7 protein-coding genes are annotated in these 10893 nt (G+C 41.5%); 1 reads left to right on the top strand and 6 read right to left on the bottom strand.

Going from position 1 to position 10893, the window contains the following annotated elements:
* Nucleotides 1-168: 168 nt before the first annotated feature.
* The 4 genes from A194_RS0110735 to gltB form a co-directional block, all read right to left on the bottom strand.
* Nucleotides 169-1158: a nuclease-related domain-containing protein gene (locus A194_RS0110735; protein ID WP_017186849.1), complete on the bottom strand. Its 990-nt coding sequence runs from the start codon at nt 1156-1158 to the stop codon at nt 169-171.
* Nucleotides 1159-1233: 75 nt separating this feature from the next.
* Nucleotides 1234-2025, bottom strand: a complete 792-nt coding sequence (gene proC, locus A194_RS0110730) for a pyrroline-5-carboxylate reductase (RefSeq protein ID WP_017186848.1) — start codon at nt 2023-2025, stop codon at nt 1234-1236.
* A gap of 168 nt (nt 2026-2193) precedes the next feature.
* Nucleotides 2194-3681, bottom strand: coding sequence for a glutamate synthase subunit beta (locus A194_RS0110725; RefSeq protein WP_017186847.1), 1488 nt, complete (start codon nt 3679-3681; stop codon nt 2194-2196).
* Nucleotides 3682-3700: 19 nt separating this feature from the next.
* Nucleotides 3701-8218, bottom strand: a complete 4518-nt coding sequence (gltB, locus tag A194_RS0110720; RefSeq protein WP_017186846.1) for a glutamate synthase large subunit — start codon at nt 8216-8218, stop codon at nt 3701-3703.
* A 142-nt stretch (nt 8219-8360) separates the two neighbouring features.
* On the opposite strand from gltB, the gene gltC reads away from it, so the two are divergent.
* The gene (gene gltC, locus A194_RS0110715; protein ID WP_017186845.1) at nt 8361-9266 is read left to right on the top strand and encodes a glutamate biosynthesis transcriptional regulator GltC; all 906 of its coding nucleotides are present in this window, start codon (nt 8361-8363) and stop codon (nt 9264-9266) included.
* On the opposite strand, the gene A194_RS0110710 is transcribed toward gltC, so the two are convergent.
* Nucleotides 9267-10112, bottom strand: a complete 846-nt coding sequence (locus tag A194_RS0110710; protein WP_017186844.1) for a fumarylacetoacetate hydrolase family protein — start codon at nt 10110-10112, stop codon at nt 9267-9269. It lies immediately after the preceding gene.
* 78 nt (nt 10113-10190) lie between these two features.
* A partial coding sequence (locus A194_RS0110705; protein WP_017186843.1) for an AEC family transporter occupies nt 10191-10893 on the bottom strand: 703 nt, incomplete at its 5' end.

Below are 10893 nucleotides of genomic sequence, written 5' to 3'. Positions count from 1 at the left end.
GATGCTCAAAACTCGAGTCTAGATGCTCAAAACTGCTCAAAGCCTGAGCCTAGATGCTCAAGTTTTGAGCATCTAGACTCGAGTTTTGAGCATCTAGGCTCGGGTTTTGAGCATCTGGACTCGAGTTTTGAGCATCTAGCTAGTTTTTTGAGCACCTGGACTAAGTCTTCACTTTTTCTTTAAGTAATTAAAGTCTCTTTCGTAATTGAAATCTAGAAAATATCTAGTCGACCTTTTTATACCTTCCTTCTTAACAGAAAATTTATTTAGCATGCTTTTAGCTGTATGCCTCGATGTTATGCCTGTAAACTGCATAAATTCCCTATTAATAATGGTATTACCTTTTAATAGATAATAATCCTTAAAGGCAGTGTGCACCCCATCTCGAGAGACATGACCGCATTTAGTACATCTCCACCTTAGATTACTCATAACCATTGTTAGAAATTTGCATTTTTCACAGGTAACACCTTGCAAAAGTTCTTCAGAAGCTACCCCAAACCTCTCCAATATATCAGGATCATAATCTTCATGGCACTCTTTGAAGTAGTAAGCGAGTTGGCGGGCGTTATTAATTGATAAGACTCGCTGATTATATTGTTCATTTACGGTGCGGATGTAGGCTGGTAGTTTGGCGAGTGGTATGATTTTTTTAACATGCTCTTCATGCGACGGGTGAATGTTCATGCGGACGTTCGGGCTCGTCATGACGACGACCGTTTCAATTGGAACCTTTCCATAAGATCTTTGTTCAAGCCAGTTAACGAGTTGGAATTTTTGTTCTTCTACTTGGTTGATCGGATCGTCATAAGCTTTGTCGTGGTGAAAAATTTGGTGGGAACCTTCTTTCATCATGACTTCTCCGCTCATATTTTTTGATTCGATGATTAAGATGAAATTCGACGTTACTAGTAAGAAATCCATTTGAAAGTGTTTGTTGGAAAAAACGGTTTGAAGTCTTGTGTTGTGGAGGACAAAATTCGGGAAATCCAATTTTTTCAGTGGATATAGTACTCTCTTTTCGCCAATGTACCCGGACTGTTCGCGACGGATTCGGTCTCGCACTTGTTCGCATTTTTTGTGATAAGGGTCAAGTCGGTTAGCTAAACATAACAGTTTCAGGTAATACGGCGTGAATGAAACATCTTTTACAATCATGAGGGAGGGCCTCCTTGCGCGGGGAATTTCTCAAAAAAACGGCTTGCCTCAGCAAGCCATTCATTTAAAAATATACTATTTTCCTGAACATTTGTCCATTGCTTGAATGATGGCGCCGCGGAAGCCGTTTTGTTCTAAGGCATCGACCGCTTTGATCGTTGCGCCTCCTGGTGTACACACTTGATCTTTTAGTTCGCCTGGATGATAGTCAGTGTCTCGTACCATTTTGGCTGCGCCTAGCAGTGCTTGGGAAGCATATTCGTAAGCTTGCTCGCGTGGGATGCCTTGTTTAACAGCACCATCTGCTAATGCTTCAATAAACATATAGCCGTACGCTGGTGAGGAGCCGCTAACAGCTGGAATTGAATCCATTAACTTTTCACCGACTTGATCCACCTCACCGTACAGTGAAAATAACGATTCAACTAATTGAATGTCTTCTTGTGTCACATGCTCATTTGCACAATAAACGGTCATACCCTCTCCGACCATTGACGGTGTATTCGGCATCGAGCGAATAATTTTCGTCTCTTGTCCGAAAGCCAATTCAATATCTTTTAACCGCACGCCGATTGCAATTGTAATAATAATCGTGTTTTGACTTACATGCTTGCGGATCTCTTCAATTACGTTAGGGTACACGTGTGGTTTAACAGCTAGAAACAACAAGTCACTCTCACTTGCAATCCGTTGATTATCTGTCGCGACGTCGATTTCATATTTTTCCCTCACATAGTCAATCGTTTCTTCGGTTACAGCAGAGGCGTGAATTTGCGAAGGGTTAATGTTGCCGTACTGAATCATTCCGTTAATTATCGCTTGAGCCATCTTACCACAGCCGATAAAACCTATCTGTTGGTCAACCATTATTAAAATCCTCCTTCATGACGACTTTTTAGTACATACCATTGTACGCATTTTCGAGGAAAAATACCAACTGTACATAAAAAGTCTACCTAGTAAAAGATTTTCAAACATTCTCCATTTAATATAGAAAAAGAAGTTGATGCCTTAATCAGCACCAACTTCTTATGTTTACACGAGATTGACTGTTTCTTCAGTTTGTAAAAATTGACCGACTTGCTCTGCTACTTCACGACCTTCGCGAATTGCCCAGACGACTAAGCTTTGACCACGTCTAGCATCTCCGGCAGCAAAGACGTTCTCTTCGCTCGTACGGTAATCTTTCGTTCCATCAACAGTCCAAATGCGACCTCTTTCATCTAACTTAAGGCCAAAATGTTCTAACACTTCACGCTCTGGACCTGTAAAGCCAATGGCGACAAGGACGAGGTCGGCTTCCCAAATTTCTTCTGAATTAGGGATTTCCTTCGTCACGAGTTTGCCGTCTTCCATCACTTTTTCTACACGGACAGTACGTAGAGACTTCACGTTTCCATCCGCATCTGATTCAAACGCTTGAGTTAAAATTTCGTATTTACGCGGGTCTTCTTCTTTTGCTTCTAAAGACTCTTTGTAACCGTAATCCAATTTAAAAGTCATTGGGTATAGTGGCCACGGGTTATCATCTTCGCGCTCTTCAGGGCTGGCTGGATGTTTACCGAACTGCACGACGCGGTTACACTCCTGCCTTAGTGCTGTTGCAACACAGTCTGCTCCTGTATCACCACCGCCGATGACGATGACATTTTTACCACGCGCGTGAATTGGAGCTTGATCAGGGTCTGTTTCTAATGCTTTCGTTGACTGCGTTAAATAATCCATCGCAAAATGAATGCCTTTGCTATCACGATTTTCAGCAGGAACATCACGGTGTTCTTGTGCACCAGTACATAAAATAACGGCGTCATACTGCTGCTTTAACTCTTCACGTGTCATATCTTTTCCAACTTCAGTATTACATTCAAATGTAATGCCTTCTTCTTTTAGCAAGTTGATACGACGGTCGATCGTGTCTTTTTCTAATTTCATGTTAGGAATACCGTACATTAACAAGCCACCAGGACGATCGTCACGTTCGTAAACGGTGACATAATGACCTTGTTGATTCAACTGATCCGCTGCCGCTAAGCCAGCTGGACCCGAACCAATGACGGCGACATGTTGACCTGTTCGATGTTGAGGTGGGTTCGCTTCAACCCAGCCTTCATCGAAACCGCGCTCGATAATTTCATTTTCAATCGTCTTAATTGCGACAGGGTCATCGTTAATCGCAAGCGTACAAGACCCTTCACAAGGTGCTGGGCAAACACGACCTGTAAACTCAGGGAAATTGTTCGTTTCTTCTAACCTTTCAAGCGCGTGCTTCCAGTCACCTTCACTCACAAGCTCATTCCACTCAGGAATAAAGTTGTTAACAGGGCAACCGATATCTGATTGATCAAAATTAATTCCTGTATGACAAAATGGCGTGCCACAATCCATACAACGTGCAGCTTGTTGTTTTAAATCTTTTTCATCTAAACGAATCATATATTCTTCCCAATCTTTAATTCTTTCAATTGGGTCTCTTGTTTGTTGGTCTTTTCGAGAAAATTCCATAAAACCTCTTAAATATCCCATTTGCGCACCTCCTTAACGGTTATTGAACGACTTTGCTAGCCTGTCTTTTTTCTTTTTCTTTAAGGAGCTTTTCTTTATATTCGATCGGGATGACTTTAACGAATTGATTAGCCGCTTCACTCCAGTTGTTTAGCAAATGTTTAGCACGTTTACTTCCTGTGTATTCAACATGATTGACTAACATTTGTTTCACTTCATTAAGCTCTTCTGACTCTTCAATTGATTCGAACAGTACCATGTCGTGGTTTGATTTTTCTTTAACAGCTTCTAGATCTTGGTTCCAAATGTAGGCAATACCACCTGACATACCTGCTGCAAAGTTTTTACCAATCTCACCTAAAATGACGACACGGCCACCTGTCATATATTCACAACCGTTATCACCGACACCTTCGACGACAACTCTAACACCACTATTTCTAACAGCAAAACGCTCACCAGCAGCACCGTTAACGTAAGCTTCACCACTCGTTGCACCGAAAAATGTTACGTTACCAATGATTGTCTCTGCCATTCGATGAACGGACGGTGGATTGTGTGGTTTAATCGCCAATTTACCACCTGATAAGCCTTTACCAACGTAATCGTTCGCATCACCCGTAACATGCATCGTAATTCCTTTCGGTAAAAAGGCGCCGAAACTTTGACCAGCAGAACCAGTGAAGTGTAGATTAATAGTATTTTCAGGTAAACCTTCTTCACCGTAAAGCTTTGTTACTTCATGACCTAATTCAGTACCTACCGTTCGATCAGTGTTCCCAATCGGTAAATGTAACGTTGTTGGCTTTTTCTCAGCTAAGCTTGCTTGCACGTTCGGTAAAATTTCAGTCTGATCGATGTGCACTTCATCGTAACGGTTAATGTGAGGACGCTCACGATTTAACCATTCATCATTTGAGTATTGCATTAATGGCTCTAAGTCTAACTGTTTGGCTTTATGATGACTTTCTTTACGACGGTGAACTTTTAATAAGTCTGTACGTCCAATTATTTCATCTAATGAGCGTACACCTAACTGAGCCATAATCTCACGGACTTCTTCTGCTATGAAACGCATGTAATTAACAACATGATCTGCTTGGCCAGTAAACTTTTTTCGTAAATCTGGGTCTTGTGTTGCAATTCCGACTGGACATGTATCTAAGTGACAAGCACGCATTAAAATACAACCTAATACGACCATTGGCGCTGTAGAAAATCCATACTCTTCAGCACCTAATAATGCTGCTTTCACGACATCTTTACCTGTCATTAACTTACCGTCTGTTTCTAATCTGACTTTTTCACGTAAGTTGTTTAACACTAACGTTTGATGTGCTTCTGCTAAGCCTAGCTCCCACGGTAAGCCAGCGTGGCGAATACTCGTCTTCGGTGAAGCACCTGTTCCACCTTCATAACCGCTAATTAAAATAACGTCAGCTTTACCTTTAGCAACACCAGTAGCAATTGTTCCGACACCTGCTTTTGATACGAGTTTCACGTTAACGCGTGCATTTGTATTCGACTTTTTCAAGTCATAAATAAGCTGCGCTAAGTCTTCGATTGAGTAAATGTCGTGGTGTGGTGGCGGTGAAATTAAGCCGACACCTGGTGTTGATTTACGAACATCCGCAATCCACGGGTGGACTTTCTTACCTGGTAAGTGACCACCTTCACCTGGCTTAGCACCTTGCGCCATTTTAATTTGTAGCTCTTCAGCATTTGATAAATAATGACTCGTAACACCGAAACGACCAGAGGCAATTTGCTTAATCGCACTGCGTCGGTGATCACCATTCTCATCTGGCGTAAAGCGATCGGGGTCTTCCCCACCTTCACCGCTATTACTTTTACCGCCAATACGGTTCATCGCAATTGCTAAAATTTCATGCGCTTCTTGACTTAATGCACCATATGACATGGCACCTGTTTTAAACCTTTTCCAAATCGATTCCACTGATTCAACTTCTTCTAACGGAATCGGATCTTTTCCTACAACATCAATATCTAATAAGTCACGTAAATACGTCACTTTTTCGTTAGCGACTAAATCAGTAAACTGATCATACTTCTCACGATCGTTCATGCGTGCTGCATGTTGCAGCGTGTGGATCGTTTTCGGATTAAATGAATGGTGTTCTCCATCACTACGCCACTGCATATCACCACCTGAAGGAAGTGTTCCTTTCGTTAACGGATATGCTAGACGATGACGTTCTAAACTTTCTTCAGCAATCGTCTCTAAGTCGATTCCACCAAGTTTAGAAGCTGTCCCTCTAAAGTACTTTTTCATCACATCTTCACTTAAACCGATCGCTTCAAAAATTTGTGCACCACGGTAACTTTGGATCGTTGCAATCCCCATCTTAGACATGACTTTAACGATTCCAGAAGTCGCCGCATCACGATAACGATCAAATGCTTCTTCACGCTTAAAGTCCGTTATATATTCATCATCGATTAACTTATCAATCGAACGATAAGCTAAATACGGATAAATCATATCAGCACCAAAGCCAATTAGCGTTGAGAATTGATGGACATCACGCGCTTCTGCCGTTTCAACGATCAAGCTCGCTTTCGTACGTAAACCTTTTTCTACTAAATAATGGTGCAAGCCACTAACAGCAAGTAGTGACGGAATTGCTATTTTGTGTTCTGACTGCTTTTTGTCAGTTAAGATGACTAGTGAAACACCTTGGTTAATCGCTCTTTCAACTCGTTTAAACAGTTGATCTAATGCTGGTTCAAGTCCTTTAGCACCCTTTTTCACATCATAGCAAGTTGATACTTTTTCAAAACGAAAATCACTGCGCGAATTGTGAATAACCGCATCAAACTCAGCCTTTTTCAAAATCGGTGTGTACAGACGAATCCTCTTACAATGCTCAGGTCCATCGTCTAACACATTCGGTTTTGGCCCTAAGTAAGACGTAGTTGACGTCACTAACTTTTCTCGAATCGCATCAATTGGCGGATTCGTTACTTGGGCAAACAGCTGTTTAAAGTAATTAAACAATAGTTGCGGTTGCTCAGAAAGTACCGCAAGCGGCGTATCATTACCCATCGAGCCAATAGGGTCGCGCTGTTCTTCAACCATTGGCAAGATGTTTTTCATCACTTCTTCTTTCGTAAAGCCATTAGCCATTTGGAACTGAAGCAACTTTTCGTCCGAAATGTTCTCGTTATATTGATCCATCGGCAGTCCACTTAATTGAACTAGCGAATTGTTTAACCAATCTCGATAAGGGTACTTCGTTGCAATCTCTCGCTTAATATCATCATTATAATAAATCTCTTTTTCTTCTAAATCGATTAATAGCATATCACCAGGGCCTAGGCGTCCTTTTTCAACGACGCTGTCAGGCTCAACATCTAATACACCGACTTCAGAAGAGTAAATAATTCGACGGTCATCAGTAATGTAGTAACGAGCCGGCCTTAAACCGTTACGGTCAATCGATGCACCGATTCGTTTACCATCCGTATAAGCAATCGCCGTTGGACCATCCCAAGGCTCCATAATACAGCTTAAATATTCAAAGCATGCGCGCTCAGGGTCACTCATTTGTTCATTTAAATCCCAAGCTTCTGGAACCATCATCATCGCCGTTTCTGACAATGTACGTCCATTCATCACTAAATATTCAAACGCTTGGTCAAGCATTCCTGAGTCACTAGACGTCTCATCAATTACGGGTAATAGGTCTTTATGACGCTCACCGTAAACGTGTGATGTCGCCGCTGTTTCTCTCGCTTTCATCCAATTCACATTACCTGTAATCGTATTAATCTCACCGTTATGCATGATCATACGGTTCGGGTGTGCACGCTCCCACGATGGGAATGTATTTGTACTGTAACGTGAGTGGACCATACCGAAGTTCGTCTTTGCACTCGGGTCAGCTAAATCTAAATAAAATTGGTCAAGCTGCTCAGCTGTAAGCATGCCTTTATAAACGATTATATTTGGAGAAAGACTCGCCACGTAAAACGGCCCTTCTTTTAACTGTTCATCTGATTCTACTTTTTTCTCTACTATTCTACGAATCAAGTAAAGGTCACGGGTGAACTTATCCTCTAACTTTACTGACTCTGACTTTTTAATAAAAATTTGCGAGATGAAAGGCATGTTCTCTTTTGCAGCATCAGAAATAACACTTTCATCAACTGGAACATCACGCCACCCAATGACACGATGACCTTCACGCTCTACTGCTTCATTAAATAGGGTTTGTGCTTTCTCACGTCTAACTTCGTCTTGAGGTAAAAACACCATTCCAACAGCATACTCGCCCCGCTCTGGTAACACCTCATTCCACGTACGACGAAAAAGATCATCAGGTATTTCTAACATGAGTCCGGCACCGTCACCTGTGTGACCATCAGCACCACGACCACCTCTATGATCTAACCGAATTAATATTGTAATCGCATCTTCAATCATTTGATGAGTCGAAACACCATCCATCTGTGCGACAAAACCAATTCCACATGCATCACTTTCAAACTTCGGATCATATAACCCTTGTTTTTGTGGAAAACCTGTTCGTATCATCGTGTCACCTCATCTTTCGAAAGTTTAAATTTTCAGACAGTATTGTGTTTCTATCTTATGCTTTTTCTGTTATGCTTTCAATATATATATTCGATTGTATTGATCGCAAAATGAGATAAAGCGCTTACAAAGGTTGGTAGACATGGAGCTAAGACAGTTAAAGTATTTCATAAAAGTTGCAGAATTAGAGCATGTAAGTGAAGCAGCTGACCAATTACATGTGGCACAATCAGCTGTTAGTCGGCAAATTGCTAATTTAGAAGAAGAACTTGGCGTCGAGCTTTTTCTTCGTGGTGGAAGGAAAATTCGTTTAACACCCGTAGGAGAAGTCTTTTTAGAAAGAATAAAAATGGCGATGACAGAGATTGAAAATGCAGAGCGAGACGTGCGTGAGTTTTTAAACCCTGAATCGGGTACGATCAGACTCGGCTTTCCAACGAGCCTTGCAGCGAAAACGTTACCGTCAGTTATTTCAGCGTTTCGTAAAGAACACCCACAAATCGGGTTTCAATTACAACAAGGGACAGTGAATGATTTAATCGCTGCTGTTAAAATTGGACAAATTGATTTAGCTTTCGTTTCACCAGTACCTCTTAACAATCCCGATGTTAAAGGGGATATCTTTTTTACTGAAAAAATCCAAGCGTTACTGCCACGTCATCATGAATTTGCCCAAAACGAACATTTACGACTCGATCAATTAAAACACGAACCGTTCGTATTGTTCCGCCAAGGATATATTATGCGTGATCTAGTGACGAAAGCTTGTCAGCAAGTTGGGTTCGAACCGAGAGCGGCATTTGAAGGCGAAGATGTGGATACGATTAAAGGATTAGTGGCTGCAGGATTAGGCATTAGTTTACTTCCGGAGATTACATTGAATGAAAGACCGACTAGAGATACACGAATCATCAATGTTGTTGAGCCTAATATGACCCGAACAGTAGGAATGGTGCGTCCCAAATATCGTGAGATCGCACCATCAGAACAAATTTTCTTCGATTTTCTACTGAATTATTACCGTAAACTAGACCAATTCGGTTGGTAATTACCCGACGATATTTTCTAAAACACCGACATCTTCAATTTCAATACGAATGCGATCGTCTGGTTTTAAAAATTTCGGCGGGTCAAAACCTTTACCGACACCACTTGGCGTTCCAGTCGCAATCACATCCCCTGCCTGTAACGTCATTCCATCTGATAACGTCTCAATGAGCTCACCGACTGAAAAAATCATTTGTGACGTGTTCGAATGCTGGCGCAACTCATCATTAACATACGTTTTAATGTCTAAGTTTTGTACGTCACCGACACGGTCTTGTGTCACGACAGCTGGACCAAATGGCGCGAACGTATCTAACGATTTACCACGGAAAAACTGCTGGTGCTTCTTTTGTAAGTCGCGTGCTGTAATGTCGTTTAAAATCGTATAACCAAACACGTAATCTAAAGCATCTTCACGTGAGATGTTTTTACCCGGCTTACCGATCACTACAGCGAGTTCACCTTCGTAATCAAGCTGACTCGTATCCATCTCGTGTGCATCAATCGTCGCATTGGGGCCGATAATCGCACTTGGTGATTTCGTGAAAATGACTGGTGCTGTCGGCACTTGGCTTTCGTCATTACCTGTCATCTCTAGTGCATGCTCACGATAATTTTTCCCGATACACATCATGTTTTTATTCGGGCGAAACGGCGCTACTATTTCGACTTCATGAAGTGGAACATACTGATTAATTTCTTGGAAAAAGTTAATTCCACCGTAGTTCTCAATTACTGAAAAAAGCGTCGGAAATACGTTGACGAGCTTATCCGAATAGTAAACGCCATCTTCCTCTTGAACTCCCCAAAATGTTTGATTTTTAAATTTAAACGTAATAAAGCGCATGCGACTTCCTCCAAGCAACCTATTTTCTTTTAGTTTATCACGAATGTGGTGTTCATCGTTAATACGAACAATGAATTTTTACCCTAAAATAATTAGTAAGACAGAAATCGAAACAACACTTAAAACCGTCGAAACTAACGTCACACTTGAGACGAGTTCAGGCTTAGCTTTAAACTCTAAAGCATACATCGTCGTCGTTGCCGCTGTCGGCATTGCGGCAAGTACTATTAGCGTCGTAGCTACCGTTGAAGATAAAGGCATGAACGACACAAGAGCCCATGCCATTAATGGAGAAACAGCTAAACGAACCGTCGTCCCTGTAACGACTTTACCCGTCTCAAACTCTTTAAATGAAATATTCGCTAACTGCATCCCTAAACCGACCATCATGAGTGGTAAAGCAACATCAGCCATAAACTCAATCGTCTCAGCAGCACTTCCGGTAATTTCGATATTTAACCCTCGCGCTACAAACGCAGCAATAATCGCATAAGTTGCAGGCATTTTCATAACAGCTATTAAGGCAAAACGAATACCACTTGAACTCCTCGATGCATAATAAACACCGAAGAAATTCATAATTAACGCTTGAAGTGCCATAAAGACAACAGCAATAACAAACGCTTCTTGTCCGAAAGCGAATAAAACAACTGGTGCTCCATAGTTACCAGCGTTCATAAAGGCACTCGAGAGAATCATACCGCTTTCCTCTTCTTCATCCCACTTCATGATCCACTTTAAAATTTTATTTAAAAGGATTAGCGCAAATAATAATAGAAAC

The organism is Alkalibacillus haloalkaliphilus C5, assembly GCF_000269905.1.
Taxonomy (GTDB): Bacteria; Bacillota; Bacilli; order Bacillales; family Alkalibacillaceae; genus Alkalibacillus; species Alkalibacillus haloalkaliphilus_A.
The sequence above is the reverse complement of the archived record's forward strand: the minus strand, read 5'-3'. Positions and strand labels throughout refer to the sequence as shown.